The sequence below is a fragment of the Bacillus mojavensis genome, from assembly GCF_012648005.1.
Taxonomy (GTDB): Bacteria; Bacillota; Bacilli; order Bacillales; family Bacillaceae; genus Bacillus; species Bacillus mojavensis.
The window spans coordinates 3,293,284-3,315,041 of the sequence record NZ_CP051464.1 but is presented as its reverse complement, the minus strand read 5'-3'; the positions used below and the strand labels follow the sequence as shown (position 1 = coordinate 3,315,041).

At 46.6% G+C, this 21,758-nt stretch carries 19 protein-coding genes; 15 read left to right on the top strand and 4 right to left on the bottom strand.

Annotated elements, in window-relative coordinates; translation table 11 throughout:
- Positions 1 to 3: 3 nt before the first annotated feature.
- From HC660_RS17320 to HC660_RS17290, 7 genes are read left to right on the top strand one after another with little or no spacing between them, the layout of a single operon-like run.
- A complete protein-coding gene (locus tag HC660_RS17320) occupies positions 4 to 1,080 on the top strand; it encodes a polysaccharide pyruvyl transferase family protein (protein ID WP_168748802.1) in 1,077 nt (358 codons plus the stop codon).
- Positions 1,077 to 2,111 (top strand): glycosyltransferase, encoded by a 1,035-nt coding sequence (locus HC660_RS17315; RefSeq protein ID WP_168748801.1) that lies wholly within the window; start codon positions 1,077 to 1,079, stop codon positions 2,109 to 2,111. Before HC660_RS17320 ends, HC660_RS17315 begins: the two co-directional genes overlap by 4 nt.
- On the top strand, positions 2,108 to 3,625 hold the full coding sequence (locus HC660_RS17310) for an MATE family efflux transporter (protein ID WP_168748800.1): 1,518 nt from the start codon (positions 2,108 to 2,110) through the stop codon (positions 3,623 to 3,625). The genes HC660_RS17315 and HC660_RS17310 overlap by 4 nt, the downstream gene beginning before the upstream one ends.
- The gene (locus HC660_RS17305) at positions 3,622 to 4,230 is read left to right on the top strand and encodes a sugar transferase (RefSeq protein ID WP_168748799.1); all 609 of its coding nucleotides are present in this window, start codon (positions 3,622 to 3,624) and stop codon (positions 4,228 to 4,230) included. Before HC660_RS17310 ends, HC660_RS17305 begins: the two co-directional genes overlap by 4 nt.
- Positions 4,227 to 4,865: an acetyltransferase gene (locus HC660_RS17300; protein WP_168748798.1), complete on the top strand. Its 639-nt coding sequence runs from the start codon at positions 4,227 to 4,229 to the stop codon at positions 4,863 to 4,865. The genes HC660_RS17305 and HC660_RS17300 overlap by 4 nt, the downstream gene beginning before the upstream one ends.
- A 16-nt stretch (positions 4,866 to 4,881) precedes the next feature.
- The gene (locus tag HC660_RS17295; RefSeq protein ID WP_168748797.1) at positions 4,882 to 6,048 is read left to right on the top strand and encodes a DegT/DnrJ/EryC1/StrS family aminotransferase; all 1,167 of its coding nucleotides are present in this window, start codon (positions 4,882 to 4,884) and stop codon (positions 6,046 to 6,048) included.
- Positions 6,027 to 6,995, top strand: coding sequence for a polysaccharide pyruvyl transferase family protein (locus HC660_RS17290; RefSeq protein ID WP_168748796.1), 969 nt, complete (start codon positions 6,027 to 6,029; stop codon positions 6,993 to 6,995). Before HC660_RS17295 ends, HC660_RS17290 begins: the two co-directional genes overlap by 22 nt.
- 9 nt (positions 6,996 to 7,004) lie before the next feature.
- Here the strand turns inward: HC660_RS17290 and yvfG are convergent, their stop codons facing one another.
- A complete protein-coding gene (gene yvfG / locus HC660_RS17285; protein WP_024122922.1) occupies positions 7,005 to 7,223 on the bottom strand; it encodes a protein YvfG in 219 nt (72 codons plus the stop codon).
- Positions 7,224 to 7,301: 78 nt separating this feature from the next.
- Here yvfG and rpoN point away from each other — a divergent pair, with 78 nt between their 5' ends.
- Positions 7,302 to 8,612: an RNA polymerase factor sigma-54 gene (gene rpoN, locus HC660_RS17280; RefSeq protein WP_168748795.1), complete on the top strand. Its 1,311-nt coding sequence runs from the start codon at positions 7,302 to 7,304 to the stop codon at positions 8,610 to 8,612.
- A gap of 25 nt (positions 8,613 to 8,637) precedes the next feature.
- Here rpoN and lutP read toward each other — a convergent pair whose 3' ends face one another.
- Positions 8,638 to 10,329, bottom strand: a complete 1,692-nt coding sequence (gene lutP / locus HC660_RS17275; protein ID WP_168748794.1) for an L-lactate permease LutP — start codon at positions 10,327 to 10,329, stop codon at positions 8,638 to 8,640.
- 224 nt (positions 10,330 to 10,553) lie between these two features.
- Here lutP and lutR point away from each other — a divergent pair, with 224 nt between their 5' ends.
- The 7 genes from lutR to ganB all read left to right on the top strand — a co-directional run bounded on the left by lutR (position 10,554) and on the right by ganB (position 19,443).
- Positions 10,554 to 11,276 carry an L-lactate utilization/bacilysin biosynthesis transcriptional regulator LutR gene (gene lutR, locus HC660_RS17270; protein ID WP_168748793.1) on the top strand — a complete coding sequence of 241 codons (723 nt, stop codon included), beginning with the start codon at positions 10,554 to 10,556 and terminating at the stop codon, positions 11,274 to 11,276.
- Between the two features lie 172 nt (positions 11,277 to 11,448).
- A complete protein-coding gene (locus HC660_RS17265; RefSeq protein ID WP_168748792.1) occupies positions 11,449 to 12,441 on the top strand; it encodes a galactan degradation operon transcriptional regulator GanR in 993 nt (330 codons plus the stop codon).
- 150 nt (positions 12,442 to 12,591) lie between these two features.
- Positions 12,592 to 13,857, top strand: a complete 1,266-nt coding sequence (gene ganS, locus HC660_RS17260) for an arabinogalactan oligomer ABC transporter substrate-binding protein GanS (protein WP_168748791.1) — start codon at positions 12,592 to 12,594, stop codon at positions 13,855 to 13,857.
- Between the two features lie 39 nt (positions 13,858 to 13,896).
- Positions 13,897 to 15,153, top strand: coding sequence for a galactooligosaccharide ABC transporter permease GanP (gene ganP / locus HC660_RS17255; RefSeq protein ID WP_168748790.1), 1,257 nt, complete (start codon positions 13,897 to 13,899; stop codon positions 15,151 to 15,153).
- A gap of 3 nt (positions 15,154 to 15,156) precedes the next feature.
- Positions 15,157 to 16,008 (top strand): galactooligosaccharide ABC transporter permease GanQ, encoded by an 852-nt coding sequence (gene ganQ, locus HC660_RS17250; protein WP_168748789.1) that lies wholly within the window; start codon positions 15,157 to 15,159, stop codon positions 16,006 to 16,008.
- 18 nt (positions 16,009 to 16,026) lie between these two features.
- The gene (locus HC660_RS17245) at positions 16,027 to 18,090 is read left to right on the top strand and encodes a beta-galactosidase GanA (protein ID WP_168749509.1); all 2,064 of its coding nucleotides are present in this window, start codon (positions 16,027 to 16,029) and stop codon (positions 18,088 to 18,090) included.
- Positions 18,091 to 18,153: 63 nt separating this feature from the next.
- Positions 18,154 to 19,443 carry an arabinogalactan endo-beta-1,4-galactanase gene (ganB, locus tag HC660_RS17240; RefSeq protein ID WP_168748788.1) on the top strand — a complete coding sequence of 430 codons (1,290 nt, stop codon included), beginning with the start codon at positions 18,154 to 18,156 and terminating at the stop codon, positions 19,441 to 19,443.
- Positions 19,444 to 19,497: 54 nt separating this feature from the next.
- Here ganB and rsbP read toward each other — a convergent pair whose 3' ends face one another.
- Positions 19,498 to 20,697, bottom strand: coding sequence for a phosphoserine phosphatase RsbP (rsbP, locus tag HC660_RS17235; protein WP_168748787.1), 1,200 nt, complete (start codon positions 20,695 to 20,697; stop codon positions 19,498 to 19,500).
- A gap of 29 nt (positions 20,698 to 20,726) precedes the next feature.
- Entirely contained in the window at positions 20,727 to 21,539 is an 813-nt protein-coding gene (locus tag HC660_RS17230) for a sigma factor SigB/phosphatase RsbP regulator RsbQ (protein WP_168748786.1), read from the bottom strand.
- Between the last annotated feature and the right edge of the window lie 219 nt (positions 21,540 to 21,758).

Here is a 21,758-nt window from a genome sequence, read left to right as displayed (position 1 = left end):
GAGATGTCGTTACATTCATTGAAAATCAATCTTGCAGAATGGCTGTTGCTAAAGGTTAAGTACCCGTCCCAATTTTTGCTGGGTGCGGCCGATCAGCCGGTAAAGGCTGCCGCACATAAGAAGAAAATCATACTGACCCTGCTGCCTTCCCATGATAATTTGGGGGATCATGCCATTGCTTATGCCAGCAAAGCGTTTCTTGAGCAGGAATACTCCGATTTTGAAATCGTTGAGGTCGATATGAAGGACATATACAAATCAGCAAAAGCGCTGATCCGCTCCCGCCACCCGGAGGATATGGTCTTTATCATCGGCGGCGGAAACATGGGGGATTTATACCGGTATGAAGAGTGGACGCGCCGCTTTATCATTAAAACGTTTCATGATTACCAAATCGTACAGCTTCCGGCAACCGTTCATTTTTCTGATACGAAAAAGGGACGAAAAGAGCTGAAACGGGCGCAGAAAATTTATAACGCGCACCCCGGTTTATTGCTGATGGCGCGTGATGAAACTACGTACCAATTTATGAAGCGGCATTTTAAAGAAAAAAAGATCCTGAAGCAGCCCGATATGGTGCTGTATTTAGATAGAAGCAATGCCTCTGCGGAACGCGAAGGGGTGTATATATGTTTGCGCGAGGATCAGGAAAGCGTGCTTCAGGAGGAACAGAGAAACCGTGTGAAGACCGCTCTTTTTGATGAATTTGGCGAGATCAAAGCTTTTACGACAACGGTCGGGCGCCGGGTCAGCCGCGATACACGGGAACAGGAGCTGGAAGCGCTCTGGTCTAAGCTGCAGAGTGCGGAAGCCGTTGTCACTGACAGGCTGCACGGCATGATTTTTTGTGCATTGACAGGAACGCCATGTGTCGTGATTCGTTCTTTTGATCACAAAGTCATGGAAGGCTACCAATGGCTGAAAGAGATTCCAATGATGAAGCTGATTGAACAGCCGGAGCCGGAACGTGTGACAGCCGCAGTGAAAGAGCTGCTGACAAAAGAAACAAACCGTGCCGGCTTTCCGCGGGACATGTATTTTAAAGGACTGCGCGATAAAATCAGCGGTGAAGCACGATGACACCGCTCGTCAGCATTATTGTCCCGATGTATAACGTTGAACCTTTTATTGAAGATTGCATCGATTCGCTGCTGACCCAAACGCTTTCTGATATAGAAGTTATCCTGGTTAATGATGGAACACCCGATCGATCTGGTGAGATGGCAGAGGCATACGCGAAACGGGATACAAGAGTTCAAGTCATTCATAAAAAAAATGGCGGCTTGAGTTCGGCTCGAAACGCGGGAATCAAAGCGGCGCGGGGTACGTATATCGGGTTTGTAGACGGAGACGATTATGTCTCTCCCGCCATGTTTCAAAGGCTTGCAGACGAAGCAGAGCAGCACCGGCTCGATATTGCTGGCTGCGGATTTTATAAACAGTCCGAAGACAGGCGGGAATACGTGCCGCCGCAGCTCGAAACAGGCCGTGTGCTGACAAAAGCGGATATAGCTGAGCAGCTCCGACAAGCCCACGAAACGAGATTTATCTGGTATGTATGGCGGTATGTGTATCGCCGTGAGCTTTTGGAAAGGGCGAGCCTTTGGTTTGATGAAGACATCCGTTTTGCTGAAGACTCGCCCTTTAATTTATCTGCTTTTTATGAAGCCGAGCGGGTAAAAATGCTGGATGAAGGTTTGTACATATACCGTGAAAATCCGAACAGCCTGACGGAAATTCCTTATAAACCTGCGATGGATGAAAATATCCAAAAACAATATCAAGCCAAAATCGCATTTTACAATCAGCGCGGCTTATCGGCTGTGTGCAAAGAAGATTTGGATGTGTACATTTGCAAGCACCAGCTTCCGATGCTTCTGGCAAACGCCTGTGCCTCACCGCAGCCGCCGAAAGACATTAAAAAACAGATCAGACAGGTTTTATCCTATGACATGGTGCGGCAGGCTGTCAGACACACACCGTTCCAGCATGAGAAATTAGGCAGAGGTGAGCGATTGGTCTTAGCGCTGTGCAAATGGCGGCTGATCTTTCTCATCAAGCTGTTTTTTGAGACTCGCGGAACCATGAAAGGCAGTGCAAAGCAGGCATGAAATTCACCATAAACTTCAGCGCCAATCTCACAGCTTTTCTTTTGTCCGTATTCCTGTCTGTCTGGATGACGCCTTTTATTGTCAAAACGCTTGGTGTGGAGGCTTTCGGCTTTGTGAATTTAACACAAAATGTGATTAATTATTTTTCCATTATCACGGTGGCGCTCAGCTCCGTGGTTGTGCGTTTTTTTTCTGTCGCAGCCCACAGGGGAGAGCAGGAAAAAGCAAATGCGTATATCAGCAATTATTTGGCTGCGTCTGTTTTGATTTCATTGCTGCTTCTGCTGCCTCTTATGAGTGCGGCTTTTTTTATTGACCGCGTCATGAACGTCCCACAGGATCTTTTGGCTGATGTTCGGCTGTCGATTTTGATTGGAAGTCTGCTGTTTCTTTTAACTTTTTTGATGGCGGGGTTTGGAGCGGCGCCGTTTTATGCCAACAAACTGTATATCACCAGTTCCATTCAGGCGGTGCAAATGCTCATCCGCGTGCTGTGTGTGCTGGCGCTGTTTGCCTGCTTCACGCCAAAAATCTGGCAGATTCAGCTTGCCGCTTTAGCCGGTGCCGTCATAGCGTCTATCCTGTCTTTCCACTTTTTCAGAAAACTGATTCCATGGTTTTCATTTAAGCTGAAAGACTTGTCATTTCGCGTAAGCAAGGAACTGTTTCAGGCAGGAACCTGGAACTCAGTCAATCAGATCGGCGTGCTGCTTTTTTTGCAGATCGACCTATTAACCGCCAACTTGGTGCTGGGTGCGTCTGAAGCGGGAAAATATGCGGCGATTATCCAGTTTCCGCTGCTGCTGCGCAGTTTGGCAGGAACAGTCGCATCTCTATTTGCGCCTGTCATTACTTCTTATTATTCAAAAGGCGATATGGACGGCTTGGTCAAGTACGCCAATCAGGCAGTGAGACTGAACGGGCTTTTGCTTGCGCTTCCGGCTGCCTTATTGGGAGGTTTGGCCGGGCCTTTTCTGACGATCTGGCTTGGATCGTCTTTTTCCTCTGTAGCGCCGCTATTATATATTCACGCCGGATATTTGGCGGTCAGCCTTGCCTTTATGCCGTTGTTTTATATATGGACCGCCTTTAATCAACAAAAAACACCGGCGCTCGTCACTCTGCTGTTAGGCGCAGTGAATGTTGTGCTGGCGGTCACATTAAGCGGGCCGGCTCATCTTGGGCTTTATGGCATTACACTTGCCGGGGCAATATCGCTTGTGCTGAAAAATGTTATCTTTACGCCGCTTTATGTCTCACGCATTACCGGTTACAAAAAGCATGTGTTTTTTACAGGCATGTTCGGTCCGGTCTTTGCCGCTTTGTTTGCATGGGCGGTTTGTGAGGCCATCCAGTTATGTATCACCATTGAAAGCTGGACATCACTGATTGCTGCAGGTGCCGCTGTCAGCTGCTGCTACGCGGTTTTCGCTTTTATGCTTGTTTGTACGAAAGAAGAACGACAGATGGTGCTGAAACGGTTTAGAAAAACGAAAGGAGCTGTAAATATTTGATCCTGAAACGTCTTTTTGATCTGACGGCCGCTATTCTTTTATTGTGCTGCACGAGTATCATCATTCTCTTCACCATCGCCATTGTCAGGCTGAAAATAGGATCGCCTGTCTTTTTCAAACAAGTACGGCCCGGCCTGGGGGGGAAGCCGTTCACCCTCTATAAATTCAGAACGATGACGGATGAACGGGACAGTGAGGGCAACCTGCTGCCGGATGCAGTCCGGCTTACGAAAACAGGCAGGCTGATCAGAAAGCTGAGCATTGATGAGCTCCCGCAGCTGCTGAATGTAGTGAAAGGAGACCTCAGTCTCGTCGGCCCTCGGCCGCTGCTGATGGATTATCTGCCGCTTTACACAAAACAGCAGGCACGGCGCCACGAGGTGAAGCCCGGGATTACAGGCTGGGCGCAGGTCAACGGCAGAAATGCGATTTCCTGGGAAAAGAAATTTGAACTGGATGTTTGGTACGTTGACAACCGTTCATTCTTGCTCGATTTGAAAATTTTATGTCTGACGGTACGCAAAGTTCTTGTTTCAGAAGGCATTCAGCAAACCAATCATGTGACGGCAGAACGCTTCACAGGAAGCGGAGATGTGTCTTCATGAGAAACGTGGCCATTGTGGGAGACGGCGGTCACGGAAAGGTGATCAGAGAACTCATAAGCGCCCGTTCAGACACGCGCTTAGCTGCGGTGCTGGACGATAAATTCAGCACATTTGATGCCGGGAGAGAGCTGTACACAGGCCCCTCGGAAGCCATTTCTGAAGTGCGCAGGCTGATCCCTGACGTCATGTTTGTGATTGCAATTGGAAACAACAGCGTCAGAAAACAGCTGGCAGAGCGGCTGGAATTATATAAAGAAGATTTCATCACATTAATCCACCCGTCAGCCATCATCAGCAAATCGGCTGTCATCGGGGAAGGAACGGTTATTATGGCCGGTGCGATTATTCAGGCGGATGTTCGGATCGGCGCCCACTGTATCATCAATACGGGCGCGATCGCAGAGCACGACAATCAGATCGGCGACTTCGTCCATCTTTCTCCGCGCGCCACGCTTTCTGGAGGTATTGCGGTTCAAGAAGGGGCTCATGTGGGCACCGGGGCCTCCGTCATTCCGCAGATCACAATCGGCTCCTGGAGCATCGTCGGCGCAGGCTCTGCGGTGATCCGCTCCATCCCTGACGGTGTAACGGCTGTAGGCACCCCGGCGCGCGTGATTTCTTCTATTCAAACCTAAAGCAAAGGATGATTACATGCATAAAAAAATCTACTTATCAGCTCCTCATATGAGCGGCAGGGAGCAGCACTATATTTCAGAAGCCTTTCACTCAAACTGGATTGCGCCGCTTGGGCCGCTTGTGAATACTTTTGAAGAAAAATTGGCTGAACGAGTCGGCGCCAAAGGGGCGGCTGCGGTCAGCTCAGGCACCGCCGCAATTCATTTGGCGCTACGTTTGCTGGATGTCAAAGCGGGAGATACCGTGTTTTGTCCGTCTTTTACATTTGTGGCAACGGCAAACCCGATTTTATATGAAAAAGCGGTGCCTGTCTTTATAGATTCTGAGCCAGATACGTGGAATATGTCTCCGAAAGCCCTTGAAAGAGCACTGGAGGAAGCGAAACGAAATGGAAATCCGCCAAAAGCGGTCATTGCCGTCAACCTGTACGGACAAAGCGCGAAAATGGATGACATTGTAAGCCTGTGCGATTCATACGGAGTGCCGGTCATTGAGGATGCGGCTGAATCCCTCGGTGCTGTCTATAAAGGGAAGCAGAGCGGGACATTCGGCCGTTTCGGCATTTATTCATTTAACGGAAATAAAATCATCACGACTTCAGGAGGCGGGATGCTTGTGTCAGACGATGAAGCCGCCATTGAAAAAGCAAGATTTCTCGCTTCACAGGCCCGCGATCCCGCTGTTCATTATCAGCACAGTGAAATCGGGCACAACTACAGATTGAGCAATATCCTTGCAGGAGTCGGTATTGCCCAGCTTGAGGTGCTGGATGAGCGGGTGGAGAAAAGACGGGAGATTTTTGCGAGGTACGAAAAAGCGCTTGGCAGCATAGATGGCGTTTGCTTTATGCCGGAATACTCGGAAGGCGTGTCCAACCGCTGGCTTACTGCACTCACGCTCGATAACGGGCTGACTCCATATGACGTGGTTCAGCATCTTGCTGAAGAACAGATCGAAGCGAGACCGCTTTGGAAGCCGCTGCATACCCAGCCGCTGTTTGCGTCATCTGCATTTTATTCCCATACAGATTCTGAAAGTGTGTGCGACAACTTATTCAGGCGAGGGATCTGCCTCCCATCCGGAACAAATATGACCGAAGAAGATCAAGACCGAGTAATCGATGTGTTGTTACACTTATTCCAAACAACAGAGGTGAAGAGATGGACAGCAAGCATTCAATGATCAGCCTGAAGAAAAAACTGGCCGGGCTGCTCGATATGATACCGAAGCAATCCGAAATCATTTACGCCGACTATCCTCTATACGGAAATGTAGGGGATTTGTTTATTATGAAAGGAACGGAAGCCTTCTTTAAAGAAAATGACATTCGGGTCAGAAAACGCTGGAACCCAGACAATTTTCCAATCGGACGAAAGCTTGATCCGAATCTGATCATCGTCTGTCAGGGAGGCGGCAACTTCGGGGATTTATATCCGTACTATCAAGGATTTAGAGAGAAAATCGTTCAAACCTATCCGGACCACAAAATCGTTATCCTGCCGCAATCGATTTATTATCAGAATGAAGATAACTTAAAACGGACAGCTGACATTTTCTCTGCCCATTCAAATCTGCATATCATCACAAGGGAAAAAGCCTCCTATGCCACGGCACAGGCGTACTTTCAAAACAATCATATCAAGCTCTTGCCTGATATGGCCCACCAGCTGTTTCCCATCATTCCGACACAGCAGCCGACCGGTCAAAAGCTGAGATTTATCAGAACAGATCATGAAGCAAATGATGAGCTTCAAAGACATGCGCAAGCGGAAAGCTATGACTGGCGCACCGTGCTATCAGCTTCAGACCGCCGGACAATCGCTTTTCTCCAAACGCTGAACGTCCTGAACAAAAAAGCGGGCAATCCTCTGCCAATCGCATTTATATGGAGAAAATATTCAGATTACATCATCAATAAAGCCATTCGTTTTTTCAGCCGTTACAAATCGGTGGAAACGTCAAGGCTGCACGGCCACATTTTGTCTTCACTTCTTCAAAAAGAAAACACGGTCATTGATAATTCCTACGGAAAAAACGCCAATTACTATCATACTTGGATGGAGGGAGTGCCAAACACTCAAATCATTCGGGACGCCTTAAAGAAGGAAAACCTTCCTGCTCATATGTGAGCGGAAGGTTTATTTTGATTCTCCGCGTTTTACCTTGTTGTAGGCTTCATCTAAATGCTGAATCCGCTTCAGGACAACTGAGTTTTTTGTCAGCTGATCCTGCACCAGTGTTGAGACCACAGAACGGTAGTAGCTGTTCATTGCGTGGATCTTATCCTCAGACGGGTTCATTTCAATATGCTGCTTTAAGTTTTCAATAAAATACGGTACAGAAAAAAGTTCAGACATTTCTTTGGCAGCTCCTTTTTCATAAATGTATACGGTGTCATCCCAATCATGTACAATGAAGAAAGGGGAGTGAGCAAGATGGATATGAAACTTCAGCAAGTACAAGTACTAAAGCCTCAACTGACACAGGAGCTCAGGCAGGCCATCACGCTGCTTAGCTATCATTCGGCGGAACTGGCCGAATACATTGATGAGCTCTCACTGGAAAACCCTCTTATTGAACGAAAGGAAACAGACACACCGCCACTATCTTACCATAAAACAAACAAAAACAGGATCAGCAGGCAGGAGGCGGGCCTTCAATTAAGCAATCCGCAAAAAACACTGCAGGATGTCCTCAAACAGCAATCGCTGGATATGAATCTGTCAAACACTGAAAAAAAGATTTTTAATTATCTGATACATTCGCTAGATTCAAACGGATATCTGGAGGAAGATGTGGAGGAGGCAGCCCGGCGCCTGTCTGTTTCGGCAGAGGAAGCGGAAGCGGTTCTGAGAAAACTTCAGTCTCTTGAACCAGCGGGCATCGGCGCAAGATCTCTTCAAGAGTGTATCTTGCTGCAATTACAGCGTCTCCCGAGCAGAAATGAACAGGCAGAACTGCTTGTTTCAGAACACTTTGATGTATTTGCGCAAAAAAACTGGAAAGCGCTTTCAAAAGAAACTGGAATGCCGCTTCACACGATTCAGGACATTTCTGATAAAATTGCTGCGCTTCACCCAAGACCCGGCCTTCTGTTTGCCAGTCCGGAGCATGATATGTATATTGAACCCGACATTTTCATCACCGTTAAAAACGGCCACATTACAGCGGAACTGAACAGCCGCTCGTTCCCGGAGATTGAGCTGCATCCGCAGTACAGGCCGCTTCTATCGTCGGGCGCCTGTCAGGATACGGTTTCCTATTTATCTACTAAATATCAGGAGTGGCGCTGGCTGAGCCGCGCGCTGAGGCAGCGGAAGCAGACGATCACCAGAATTGTAAATGAGCTGACCGCGCGTCAAAGTGATTTTTTCTTGAAAGGGCGGAGCGCCATGAAGCCGCTGACACTGAGAGAGGTGGCGGATTGTCTAGGCCTGCATGAATCTACCATCAGCCGGGCCATTAAAGGGAAAACGATACAAACGCCTTACGGATTGTTTGAGATGAAGATGTTCTTCTCAGGAAAAGCGGAGGCCTCTGGGGATGGCGATACATCCAACTATGCGGTTAAAACGCATCTTGAAGCATTGATTCAGCACGAGGATAAAACAAAACCCCTCTCAGATCAAAAGCTTGCCGACCTGTTATATGAACAGCACCGCATCCAAATCTCCAGACGCACAGTGGCGAAATACCGCGATCAATTGAACATTCCGTCATCGGCAGCCAGAAAACGGTACAAATAAAATCCTCCCTGTAAGGAGGATTTTTTTACGGAATCATCCAGCTGAAGAACTGGTGCTGCAAAAAGGTGATGATACAGACGAGCAGCAGCAAAAACAAGCTGTGCTTAATTGTAAAGCGGAAAAGATCCGACTCCTTCCCGGCGAGCCCGACTGCCGCACACGCGACCGCGATCGATTGCGGAGAAATCATTTTGCCGGTGACGCCGCCTGATGAATTGGCCGCGACCGATAGAACAGGGTCCATTCCGACCGATAAGGCCGTTACTTTCTGCAGGTTGCCAAACAGCAGGTTAGCTGACGTATCCGAGCCGGTAATAAAGACGCCGAGCCAGCCGAGAACCGGCGAAAAGAAGGTAAACATCGAGCCTGTCAGCGCAAGCGTCATGCCGAGCGTCGTGCTCATCCCCGAGGAGTTGGTGACATATGCAAAACCAACGACCGAGGCGATTGTCAAAATCGGAAATTTCAATTCCTGCAGTGTTTCGCTAAAAACAGCTCCCCAGTCTTTCCACGGGATCGACGTGATGAATTTTGACAGCAATGCGGCAATTAAAATTGCGGTGCCTGCCGAACCGAGGACCTCAAGCTTATACACCGCTTCAATCGGAGTGCCGTCAGCATTGACGATCTGATTGTTCAAAAAAGGCACCCCAGGAGCAAAAGTCAGCTTTTCTCCAATCACATTCAGCCAATTCAAGAAAACGGCTGTGCCTTCGTAATGCCCTGTCAGCGCGGACTTGACCGAAGGAATGCCCCAAACAGAAATCATCACCGTCAGCAGCAGAAACGGCGACCAGGCCTTAAAAATCTGCCCGCCGGTGTAAGCCGGTGCATCAGGGTGCAGTTTTGCCGTTTCAATCGCGGCTGCCGATTCCTGTTCCCCCGCAAACCGGAATGTTTTCTTCGGCTTCCACCATTTTAAAAACACAGCTAGCGCAGCCATCGACACTAGCGCCGACAAAACATCCGGCAGCTCTGGCCCCAGAAAGTTGGAGCTGAGATACTGAACAGCGGCAAAGGAAACACCGGAAACGAGAATCGCCGGCCACACCTCAAAGGCTTTCTTGAACCCGCTCATAATGATAATTAAATAAAGAGGAATAAATACAGATAAAAACGGCAGCTGCCGCCCAACCATCTGAGAAATCTCCATCGCCGGAATTCCGGTAGGCCCTTCAACGGCTGTAATCGGAATCCCAATCGCCCCGAAGGCTACTGGTGCCGTATTGGCAATCAAACAGATTCCCGCCGCATAAAGAGGGTTAAAACCGAGGCCGACAAGCAACGCGGCTGAAATCGCGACCGGCGCCCCAAAGCCCGCCGCCCCTTCTAAAAAAGCCCCGAATGAGAAAGCGATCAGCAGCGCCTGAAGCCGGCGGTCGTCGGTAATGGAGAGAACAGAGCTGCGAATGATATCAAACTGTCCCGTTTTTACGGTGATTTTATACAAAAAAACAGACGTCACAATGATCCAGCCGATCGGCAGAATGCCGTATACGGCTCCTTGTGTAGCGGACATCAGCGCTTTTTCCGCCGGCATTCCGTAAACCAATACCGCAATCAGCAGCGCGATTCCCAAGGTGGACAAACCCGCGGTATACCCCTTCATTCGTTTAATGGCGAGTGCCCAAAAAAAGAAAATAATCGGTACAAGTGCGGCAAGCGCAGATAAAAGCAAATTTCCCCCTATAGGCGTATAGGCCTGTGTCCATTGCATCCCAAACCCCTCCTTCAAACATAACTGGCTTTTTGTAAGCGGTTTCTAAAGATGATATGATCATCTGATGACTGGATAATAAGACCAGTTACCTAGCATTATATTTTGAAAAAAATCAAAGTACAAGACTTTTTAACGAAATTGTCTAAATCTTTTGGCGGCGCCCAAAAGGGAGTATAATAGATCGTAAACAGCCAGACCTACAAGTTGCGGGGTGAATTGCATTGAAATATAAACAGATTAAAACAAAGAAGATATATGAAGAGGTAGCAGATGCATTATTAGAAATGATCAAAAACGGCCAACTGAAGCCAGGAGATAAATTAGACTCCGTTCAGGCACTTTCCGAAAGCTTTCAAGTCAGCCGTTCAGCGGTGCGCGAAGCGCTTTCCGCATTAAAAGCGATGGGACTTGTTGAAATGAAGCAGGGCGAAGGCACTTACCTGAAGGAGTTTGAACCCGATCAAATTTCTCAGCCTCTGTCAGCCGCACTTTTAATGAAAAAAGAAGATGTCAAACAGCTGCTCGAGGTCAGAAAACTGCTTGAAATCGGCGTGGCTTCATTAGCTGCCGAAAAACGTACAGAAGAGGATCTCCAAAGCATTTATGCGGCATTAAAGGAGATGGGTGAGATTGAAACAGACGGGGAGCTCGGTGAAAAAGCAGACTTCGCTTTTCATTTGGCACTTGCTGACGCTTCACAAAACGATCTGCTCAAACATTTGATGAATCACGTATCATCATTGCTTCTGGAAACCATGAGAGAAACGCGGAAAATCTGGCTGTTTTCCAAGAAGACCTCGGTGCAGCGGCTTTACGAGGAGCATGAACGGATTTATAATGCCGTGGCTGCCCAGGACGGAGCAAAGGCGGAAGAAGCGATGCTGGCACACTTGACGAATGTGGAAGATGTCCTTTCGAGATATTTTGAGGAAAATATCCAATAACCGACTCATTTCCCGGGCAATGCTGCTGGTGCATACAAACAACCAAGACTGAGCTGCAATGGTTCAGTCTTATTTACTTTGTGCAGCTTACACTGCTTGACATTTAAGAAAAAGAAAGTAAAATATTTTACTAAAATGGCCACTGGTATGCTTAAAAATGGAGGCAGATATAATGGCGACAATTAAAGATATCGCACAAGCCGCGGGATTTTCGATTTCAACCGTTTCCCGCGTTTTAAATAACGATGAGAGCCTTTCTGTACCGGACGAGACGCGTGAAAAGATCTATGAAGCCGCTGAGAAACTTAATTATCGCAAGAAAACTGTAAGGCCGCTGGTGAAACACATCGCTTTTTTATATTGGCTGACAGATCAAGAAGAGCTGGAAGATGTCTATTTCAAAACAATGAGATTAGAAGTAGAGAATTTGGCGAAAACCTTCAATGTCGACATGACGACCTATAAAATAACGGACGGTATTGAATGCATTCCAGCTCATACAGAAGGTTTTATTGCCGTGGGTACCTTTTCTGATAAAGAATTAGCGTTTCTCAGAAATCTGACGGAGAACGGCGTTTTTATTGACTCTTCCCCTGATCCCGACCATTTTGATTCGGTCAGGCCGGACTTAGCGCAAATGACGAAGAAAACGGTAAACATCCTGCTTGAAAAAGGGCATAAGAATATCGGATTTATTGGCGGCACGTACAAAAATCCGAACACGAATCAGGATGAAATGGATATTCGTGAAAAAACGTTCCGATCCTATATGCGGGAAAAAGGGATGCTGGACGAGCGCTATATTTTATGCCACCGCGGCTTCTCCGTCGAAAATGGCTACCGCCTGATGACTAAAGCGATTGAAGCATTGGGCGATCAGCTTCCGACCGCCTTTTTTATCGCGGCAGACCCGATCGCGGTCGGCTGTCTGCAAGCCCTGAATGAAAAAGGCATCGCGATACCAAACAGAGTGAGTGTCATGAGTATCAATAACATCAGCTTTGCCAAGTACGTCTCTCCGCCGTTGACAACCTTTCATATTGATATCAAGGAACTATGTAAAAACGCTGTGGAATTATTGCTTGAGCGAGTGCTGGAAAAACGGAAAACGGTTAAAACGTTATATATGGGGGCTGAATTAATCGTTAGAAAGAGCCTAAATTAAATCATATTTCAAAATGGCTTAGGAGTCTAAGTCATTTTTTATTAGGTAAAAAAATTTACCGATGTGAGTAAATAGTTTGTTTACACATTTTCTCAGCCGTGCTATATTATTTTTAAAGCGCTTTCATTAAGAGCGAAAGGGTGACAATTGATGAAAATGGTAAAAAAGTACGCCGGTGTCATGCTCTGCGTGGCTGTCAGTTTATCTTTAACCGCCTGCGGCCCGCAGGAAAGCAGCAGCGAAAAAACAAGTTCAAAGGGCTCGGAGCTTGTCGTGTGGGAGGATAAAGAAAAAAGCATCGGCATTAAAGACGCTGTTGCCGAATTTGAAAAAGAGCATGATGTAAAGGTCAAAGTTGTTGAAAAACCTTATGCCCAGCAGATTGAAGATTTGCGTATGGACGGTCCGGCCGGCACAGGGCCTGACGTGTTAACGATGCCCGGTGACCAGATCGGAACGGCTGTCACAGAGGGATTAATCAAAGAATTAAACGTCGAAAAAGATGTTCGATCGCTCTACACAGACGCATCCATTCAGTCTCAAATGGTGGATCAGAAGCTTTATGGCCTGCCTAAAGCCGTCGAAACAACAGTGCTTTTTTATAACAAAGATCTCATCTCAGAGGACGAATTGCCGCAAACGCTGGAAGAGTGGTACGACTACTCTAAAAAAACGGCTGATGGCAGCAAATTTGGATTTTTAGCCTTATTTGATCAAATTTATTACGCGCAAAGTGTCATGGGCGGGTACGGCGGATATATCTTTGGAAAGGATAAGGACGGAAACGATGACCCGTCTGATCTTGGAATCAATAATGAAGGCGCTGTCAAAGGTGCTGAGCTGATTCAGAAGTTTTATCAAGACGGCTTATTCCCGGCCGGCATTGTCGGAGAGCAGGGAATCAATGTACTCGAATCACTGTTTACAGAAGGAAAGGCTGCCGCGATAATCTCAGGCCCGTGGAATGTAGAAGCCTTTTCAAAAGCGGGAATTGATTATGGCATCACAAAGCTTCCTAAGCTGGAAAACGGCAAAAACATGAGCTCGTTTATCGGCGTCAAAAGCTACAATGTCAGCGCATTTTCAAAACATGCAGAGCTGGCACAAGAGTTAGCCGTTTTTCTGGCTAATGAAAAGAATTCTAAAAAACGATATGAACAAACGAAAGAAGTTCCGGCCGTTCAATCATTAGCGAGTGACAAGGCGATCATGAAAAGCGAAGCGGCACGGGCGGTCACCGAGCAATCCCGCTTCTCAGAGCAGACGCCGAATATACCGGAAATGAACGAAATATGGACCCCGGCGGATTCAGCATTACAAACGATTGCAACAGGAAAAGCGAACCCAAAAAAAGCCTTAGATCAGGCTGCTGAAACGGCCAAAGGGCAGATGAAGGCAAAGCATAGCGGAAAATAAAGAGAAAAGAAGATTTGTATTGTAAGAGAGGTGAAAACGGTGCAGCATCGTAAAGTCGCTTTGTTACTGTCAATCATTCCGGGCCTTGGGCAATTCTACAACACACAATGGATAAAAGGCCTCTTGTTTCTCCTACTGGGCGCATCGTTTTTTGCGGTATTTGGAGATTTGCTGAATATGGGGCTTTGGGGAATTTTTACGCTGGGAACAGACGTGCCGCGGGATAACTCGGTGTTTTTGCTGGCGGAAGGCATTATCGCTGTCATTGTGACATGCTTTGGACTCGCGGTATATTATGTGAATTTGCGAGACGCTTATCAAAGCGGAAAACGGCGAGATGAAAAGAAGCCTATGAGCTCTCTCAAAGAACAATATCAAAATATTATTGCTCAAGGCTATCCATATGTCGTCAGCGGACCATCTCTGTTTATTTTAATTTTCGCAGTGATCTTTCCCATCTTATTCAGCTTTGCCTTAGCTTTTACAAACTATGATTTATATCATTCCCCTCCTGCTAAATTAGTAGATTGGGTTGGTTTTCAAACATTCACTGATATTTTCACTGTTGATATTTGGCGCTCGACCTTTTTTGATGTGCTGGCTTGGACAGTGGTGTGGACACTTTGTGCCTCCACTCTGCAAGTCAGTCTGGGGATATGTCTGGCGATCATTGTGAATCAGAAAGACATCCGGTTTAAACGGTTTTTCCGGACCATTTTGATTTTGCCATGGGCTGTTCCCGGCTTTGTCACGATTTTAATTTTTGCCGGTTTGTTTAACGATAGTTTCGGCGCAATGAATCAAGACATTTTGGCTTTCTTTGGCATTGATCCGCTTCCGTGGATGACAGATGCGAATTGGTCGAGGCTGGCGCTGATCCTCATGCAGGGCTGGCTTGGTTTTCCGTATATCTTCCTTGTTTCAACAGGTGTTTTGCAATCGATTCCTGAAGATCTTTATGAAGCGGCGACAATTGATGGCGCTTCCATCTTCTCAAAGCTGAGATACATCACGCTCCCGATGGTGTTCATTGCGATGGCTCCGATTATCATTACGCAGTTCACATTTAATTTTAATAACTTTAATATTATTTATCTTTTCAATGGTGGCGGTCCGGCTGTAGCCGGATCAACAGCCGGCGGAACAGATATCCTCGTATCGTGGATTTATAAATTGACGATGCAGTCGAGCCAATATTCCCTTGCGGCTGCTTTAACCATTTTATTGTCTGTGTTTGTGATTGCCATTGCATTGTGGCAATTCAGACAGACGAAGTCTTTTAAAGAGGAGGCATAAGACATGCTGGCAGATATGAAGGTCAGAAAATTTGTGCGGCTCCTTTTCTCTTACTTGTTTTTAGCCTGCATGGCGGTCATCATTGTGTATCCTCTCCTTTGGACGGCAGGCGCCAGCTTTAATCCCGGCAACAGTTTAATCAGTACATCCCTCATTCCGAAGAATCCGACATTTGACCACTACAGAGAATTATTTGCGGGCAAAGAAAGCCTTCAATATGTGCAGTGGTATATCAACTCGATAAAAATCAGCCTGTTTACGATGGCTGGCTCACTGATCTGTGTGACGTTTACGGCTTATGCATTTTCCCGCTTTCGGTTTAAAGGAAGGAAATACGCATTAACACTCTTTTTATTGCTGCAAATGATCCCTCAGTTTTCTGCTTTGATTGCCCTGTTTGTGCTGGCTCAAATATTAGGAATGGTCAATAGCCATTGGCTGCTGATCCTGCTTTATATCGGCGGCCTGATCCCGATGAATACGTACTTAATGAAAGGATATATGGATTCCATTCCGATTGATTTAGACGAAAGTGCAAAAATGGACGGAGCAAGCAGCACGAGGATCTTTTTGCAGATCATCCTGCCTTTATCAAAACCGATGGCGGCAGTGGTTGCGATGAATGGCTTTACCGGCCCGCTCGGAGATTTTGTTTTGTCATCAACGATATTGAGAACACCGGAATCATATACATTGCCCGTAGGCTTATTCAATTTAGTCAATGATGTCATGGGAGCAAGCTATACGACATTTGCGGCGGGTGCCTTGCTCATCAGTATACCGGTTGCCGTCATCTTTATCATGCTGCAAAAGAACTTTGTGTCCGGATTAACCGCAGGCGGAACGAAAGGATAAGAGAATAAGGGGGAGAAAATCATGTCAAAGCTTGAAAAAACGCACGTTACAAAAGCGAAGTTTATGCTCCACGGAGGAGACTACAATCCTGATCAATGGCTGGATCGGCCGGATATTTTAGCCGACGATATAAAGCTGATGAAGCTTTCCCATACCAATACGTTTTCTGTCGGCATTTTTGCATGGAGTGCGCTTGAGCCAGAGGAAGGTGTATATCAATTTGAATGGCTTGATGATGTTTTTGACCGTATTCACAGCATCGGCGGCCGTGTCATTTTAGCAACGCCGAGCGGAGCGCGTCCTGCCTGGCTGTCGCAAACCTATCCTGAAGTGCTGCGGGTCAATGCCTCTAGGGTGAAACAGCTGCACGGCGGACGGCACAACCACTGTCTGACGTCCAAGGTCTATCGTGAAAAAACGCGGCACATCAACCGTTTATTAGCAGAAAGATACGGCGGTCATCCGGCGCTTTTGATGTGGCATATTTCCAATGAATATGGAGGAGAATGCCACTGTGACCTATGCCAGAACGCTTTCAGAGAGTGGCTGAGAATGAAATATGATAATAGTCTCAAGGCATTGAATAACGCGTGGTGGACACCGTTTTGGAGCCATACATTTAATGACTGGTCTCAAATTGAAAGCCCTTCCCCGATTGGAGAAAATGGCTTGCATGGACTGAACTTAGACTGGCGCCGGTTTGTCACGGATCAAACCATTTCGTTTTATGAAAATGAAATCATTCCGCTGAAAGAACTGACGCCTGATATTCCTATCACAACGAACTTTATGGCTGACACACCGGATTTGATTCCGTATCAAGGCCTGGACTACAGCAAATTTGCAAAGCATGTGGATGTCATCAGCTGGGACGCTTATCCTGTGTGGCACAATGATTGGGAAAGCACAGCAGATTTGGCGATGAAGGTCGGCTTTATCAATGATCTTTACCGAAGCCTGAAGCAGCAGCCCTTTTTATTAATGGAGTGTACGCCCAGCGCTGTCAATTGGCATAACGTCAATAAAGCAAAGCGTCCCGGCATGAACCTGCTTTCATCTATGCAAATGATTGCCCACGGATCAGACAGCATTCTCTATTTCCAATTTCGAAAATCACGGGGATCGTCGGAAAAACTGCATGGGGCGATTGTGGATCATGACAACAGCCCAAAGAACCGTGTCTTTCAAGAAGTGGCAAAAGTCGGGGAGACATTGGAAAAGCTTGCTGATATCGTTGGAACGAAGAGGCCGTCTGAAGCTGCTATTTTGTATGATTGGGAAAATGACTGGGCGCTTCAGGACGCTCAGGGATTTGCAAAAGCGACAAAGCGTTATCCGCAAACACTGCAGCAGCATTACCGCACTTTCTGGGAACAGGATATCCCGGTCGACGTGATTACAAAAGAACATGATTTTTCAGCGTATAAGCTGCTGATCGTCCCCATGCTGTATGTAATCAGTGAAGAAACCATTTCGCGATTAAAGAAGTTTACGGCTAACGGGGGCACCTTGGTGATGACGTATATCAGCGGAATCGTCAATGAGCATGATTTAACGTACACAGGCGGTTGGCATCCAGACTTGCAAACGATATTTGGAATTGAGACGCTCGAAACAGATACGCTGTATCCGAAAGATCGAAATGCTGTCAGCTATCGCAATCAAACGTATGAAATGAAAGATTATGCAACGGTGATCGAATTGAAAGCCGCAACGGCAGAGGGTGTGTATCAGGATGACTTTTATGCGCATACCCCCGCGGTTACAAGCCATCAATATGAACAAGGAAAAGCGTATTTTATCGGCGCGCGTTTAGAGGATCAATTTCACCGGGATTTTTATTTGAGTTTGATAAAAGAACTGTCTTTATCTCCGGTTTTTCCGGTTAAGCATGGAAAAGGCGTCTCCGTACAGGCGAGACAGGATCAGCACAATGATTATATTTTCATCATGAATTTTACGGAACAACAGCAGCTGGTTTCGTTTGATAAGCGTGTGAAGGATATCGTTACTGGTGAAATGCTTTCAGGAGACTTGATCTTGGAAAAATATGAAGTGAGAATTGTCGTGAACTCACATTAGGTGTGCCTCCGCTCGATATGGGCGGGGTCTTTTTTGAAATCGCTTACGTGAGAGGGTGGAAATATGAAAAGCAAAATCATCATGCTGTTAGCCGCTGTCATCGTCTGGAGCGGGACCGAAAGTTCGACTGGGTATGCTGCGGCAGAGGGGAAGAAATATGTATCGGAGCTTCGTGCGGATGACCTTTTTGTTAAAAAGGTAGCGGGCATGAACAAGGACTTTATCAAAGGAGTTGACGTGTCGAGCATTATTGCTTTAGAGAACAGCGGTGTGACCTTTTACAATGGAAGCGGGAAACGTCAGGACATCTTTACAACCTTAAAGCAAGCAGGCGTCAACTATGTCCGCGTCCGCATCTGGAATGACCCGTATAACGCTCATGGCAATGGTTATGGGGGAGGCAATAATGATGTTCAAAAAGCCATCCAAATTGGAAAAAGGGCAACCGCGAACGGGATGAAGCTGCTGGCAGACTTTCATTATTCCGATTTCTGGGCTGATCCTGCAAAACAGAAGGTGCCAAAAGCTTGGGTGAACTTAAGCTTCGAAGCAAAGAAAGCAAAGCTCTATACATTTACAAAACAAAGTCTGCAGGCCATGGTCAGGGAAGGCATTGATATCGGTATGGTACAGGTCGGAAACGAAACAACAGGAGCAATTGCCGGTGAAACGGATTGGAAGAAGATGAGTCAATTATTCAATGAAGGTAGCCGGGCAGTCAGGGAAATAAATCGAGACATATTGGTCGCGCTGCATTTCACCAACCCAGAAACGCCAGGACGATATTCATATATTGCTGAAACCCTCAACAAAAACAAAGTCGATTATGATGTATTTGCCAGCTCGTATTATCCATTCTGGCACGGTACGTTACACAATTTGTCCTCCGTACTGAAAGCTGTTGCGGATACGTACGGCAAAAAAGTCATGGTGGCGGAAACGTCATACACCTATACGGCTGAGGACGGAGACGGACATGAAAACACAGCGCCTAAAAGCAGTCAGACGCTGCCATACCCGATTTCAGTGCAAGGCCAGGCAAATGCCGTAAGAGATGTGATGGACGCAGTGGCAAAAACAGGACCGGCCGGACTGGGTGTTTTTTATTGGGAGCCTGCATGGGTTCCTGTCGGCCCGAAGACGCAATTTGAGAGAAATAAAACGATATGGGAAACATACGGTTCCGGATGGGCCGCCAGCTATGCAGCCGAATACGATCCTGAAGACGCAGGTAAGTGGTACGGGGGAAGTGCAGTGGATAATCAAGCTTTGTTTGATTTCAACGGACACCCGCTGCCTTCCTTACAGGTATTCAAATACGCGGAAACAGGCCATATCCCGAAAAATCACTGAAAAAATGAAAATCCATGAGGCGTAACAATGCATTGTTATCTCTCATGGATTCTTTTATTTTACATCTATTAAAATAAAACACTCATCATCATTTTTAGGCTCAGCTTGAAGAGATGAGAGGATTTTGTTTTTCAGTTCAGTTATAGGCAAAACAGGATGATCCTTTAATAAATGGACTAAATAACATGAAGCCGTCGGGTCCATCACACCGTCTGTATACAGAAGCAGCCTTCCGCCGTGTGTATAGTGAAGGGTGCTTGACTGAAACACCGCTTCTTCAAACATCCCGATTGGCGGAGCGGTTGTGTCCAGCGTGGATTGGGTTCCCTTAGCATCCTGCCATAATGCGGGCGGATGGCCCGCGTTGACATATTCAATTCTTTGCAGGTCTGTATCAATGATAAGACAAATAGCGGTGCAATAATGCCTTGCCTCCTCATCGTTTTGAAACAAGCTGTGAAGATGGTAGTCTAACTCTTTCATGACTTTGTCGGGACTGAGTCCCTGCGTCATTAATCGCTGGAACAAAGGATGGAGGGACATCGTAACTAATGCAGAAGAAATGCCGTGTCCCATTACATCAAGGATGATCAAGCCATAGCGGTGCTCATCGATTTGATAAAATCCATATAAGTCGCCTGATAAGTCACTGGATGCTTTATAATACGATTCAATTTGAATATGATCCGTCATCATCGGTTCGGTCAATGAATTTTCTTGAATCTTTCTGGCGAGTTCAAGCTCTCTTTTTGTATTCGATCTGAATTGCTGATTTTCCTTATTGATCGCGAGAAGCTCTTCTTGTTTCTCATTCAGCGTCCGCAAAGCATTTTCTAACTCCGCATTTGCTTTCTGTTTGGCGAGCAGTGCTTCCTCGACCTCGTTTCTGGCAATCAGCAGTTCATTTTCATATTCATTTCGCTTCCGCATCGGAATGACAACGCATTCTGTTACAGCAGCTTCCTGATCCGTTCTCTGAACAGCGTTTACTAGGACCGGGATTTCTTCCCCATTGTTTGTTTCCAGGGAGATGTACATTTCTTCAATGTGTTGCTCCAGCTGCAAAAGCGGAACAAAATAAAGCTGATAAAAAAGTTTTGCAGGAATGGTTAAAAGAGCATTGATATGCTGGCCGATCACCTGTTCCGGTTCATAATCAAGAATCTTAAGCAAGGTGTGATTGACAGCTAAAATTGTACCCTCTTCAGATAAAGTAAGGAAACCGCATGGTGCATAATTCAATTGTTGATCCATTCAGAGGGTCACCTCTATCCCTTTCGTTCCTAAATCACGTATGCATTCAAATAATCCCTGATCAGCTGTACTGTCTCTTCGGGATGGCTCATATGCGGGCAGTGCCCGTTGGCTTTCATCTGTATGAGTGTGCTGTAAGGGAGATGCTTTTGCATATACTCACCTACTGCTGACGGTGCAATGACATCATTCGAACATTGCAGGATAAGCGAAGGCACGGTCACCTTTGGAAGATCTTTTCGGTGATCTGAAAAAAACGCCGCCTTTGCGAATTGCCGTGCGATGATAGGATCAGTAGAACAAAAACGGCTTTCCAGCTCTTCCTTAATTTCTGGACGATCCGGCTGATTCACTACGGTCGCCGCAAAAACGGTTGCCCAGCCAATGTAATTTTTCTCCATCATCTCGATTAACCCAAGGAGCTGATCTTCCTCAAAACCTCCGTAATACTCAGGCGGATCATTTAAATAGCAAGGAGAAGGCCCCACCATAATCAGTTGTGAAAAAAGCTCAGGACGGCGTAATGATGCAAGCATGCCAATGACAGCCCCGACAGAATGCCCCACAAACACAATTTTTGACAGATCTAAGGCTTCGCAAATATCGATAACATCTTGTGCATAGCCGTCAAGTGTGCTGTAACGATTCATATCATATGCCCGCAAATCAGAATTCCCCGCACCCACGTAATCAAATAAAATCAGCTGATATTCGTCTTCAAAGGCAGGAACTACGGCATCCCACACACTTTGATCACACCCGAATCCAGGTGCAAATACAATTGGTGTTGTGCCGTTCCCCCTCACCTTCACATGATTCCTAGTCAAAATTGATTGATTCATAGTCTGCTCCTTTCAGCCAAAACGACATGAAGATTACTATGTATATCATACCACTTCGGGGTGTGAATTGCGGGCATTCTATAAAAGTAAATAGGAGTCTTGCAGATAGAGGACATGCGGCATGGAGAGCAGGATTGATGGGAAGATGTAGCGGGAGGATTGCCTGGGTGCCGGAAAAAGTATAAGGCGGTCATATCATCTGAATGAGACAAATGACAT

Coding starts and splice junctions, on each gene's coding strand:
- ganQ (WP_168748789.1), top strand. CDS start 15,157: ATGCTGGCAGATATGAAGGTCAGAAAATTTGTGCGGCTCCTTTTCTCT.
- yvfG (WP_024122922.1), bottom strand. CDS start 7,223: ATGTCTGAACTTTTTTCTGTACCGTATTTTATTGAAAACTTAAAGCAG.
- ganB (WP_168748788.1), top strand. CDS start 18,154: ATGAAAAGCAAAATCATCATGCTGTTAGCCGCTGTCATCGTCTGGAGC.
- rpoN (WP_168748795.1), top strand. CDS start 7,302: ATGGATATGAAACTTCAGCAAGTACAAGTACTAAAGCCTCAACTGACA.
- HC660_RS17265 (WP_168748792.1), top strand. CDS start 11,449: ATGGCGACAATTAAAGATATCGCACAAGCCGCGGGATTTTCGATTTCA.
- lutP (WP_168748794.1), bottom strand. CDS start 10,329: ATGCAATGGACACAGGCCTATACGCCTATAGGGGGAAATTTGCTTTTA.
- rsbP (WP_168748787.1), bottom strand. CDS start 20,697: ATGGATCAACAATTGAATTATGCACCATGCGGTTTCCTTACTTTATCT.
- HC660_RS17315 (WP_168748801.1), top strand. CDS start 1,077: ATGACACCGCTCGTCAGCATTATTGTCCCGATGTATAACGTTGAACCT.
- HC660_RS17310 (WP_168748800.1), top strand. CDS start 2,108: ATGAAATTCACCATAAACTTCAGCGCCAATCTCACAGCTTTTCTTTTG.
- HC660_RS17230 (WP_168748786.1), bottom strand. CDS start 21,539: ATGAATCAATCAATTTTGACTAGGAATCATGTGAAGGTGAGGGGGAAC.
- ganS (WP_168748791.1), top strand. CDS start 12,592: ATGAAAATGGTAAAAAAGTACGCCGGTGTCATGCTCTGCGTGGCTGTC.
- HC660_RS17290 (WP_168748796.1), top strand. CDS start 6,027: ATGGACAGCAAGCATTCAATGATCAGCCTGAAGAAAAAACTGGCCGGG.
- HC660_RS17295 (WP_168748797.1), top strand. CDS start 4,882: ATGCATAAAAAAATCTACTTATCAGCTCCTCATATGAGCGGCAGGGAG.
- HC660_RS17320 (WP_168748802.1), top strand. CDS start 4: ATGTCGTTACATTCATTGAAAATCAATCTTGCAGAATGGCTGTTGCTA.
- HC660_RS17300 (WP_168748798.1), top strand. CDS start 4,227: ATGAGAAACGTGGCCATTGTGGGAGACGGCGGTCACGGAAAGGTGATC.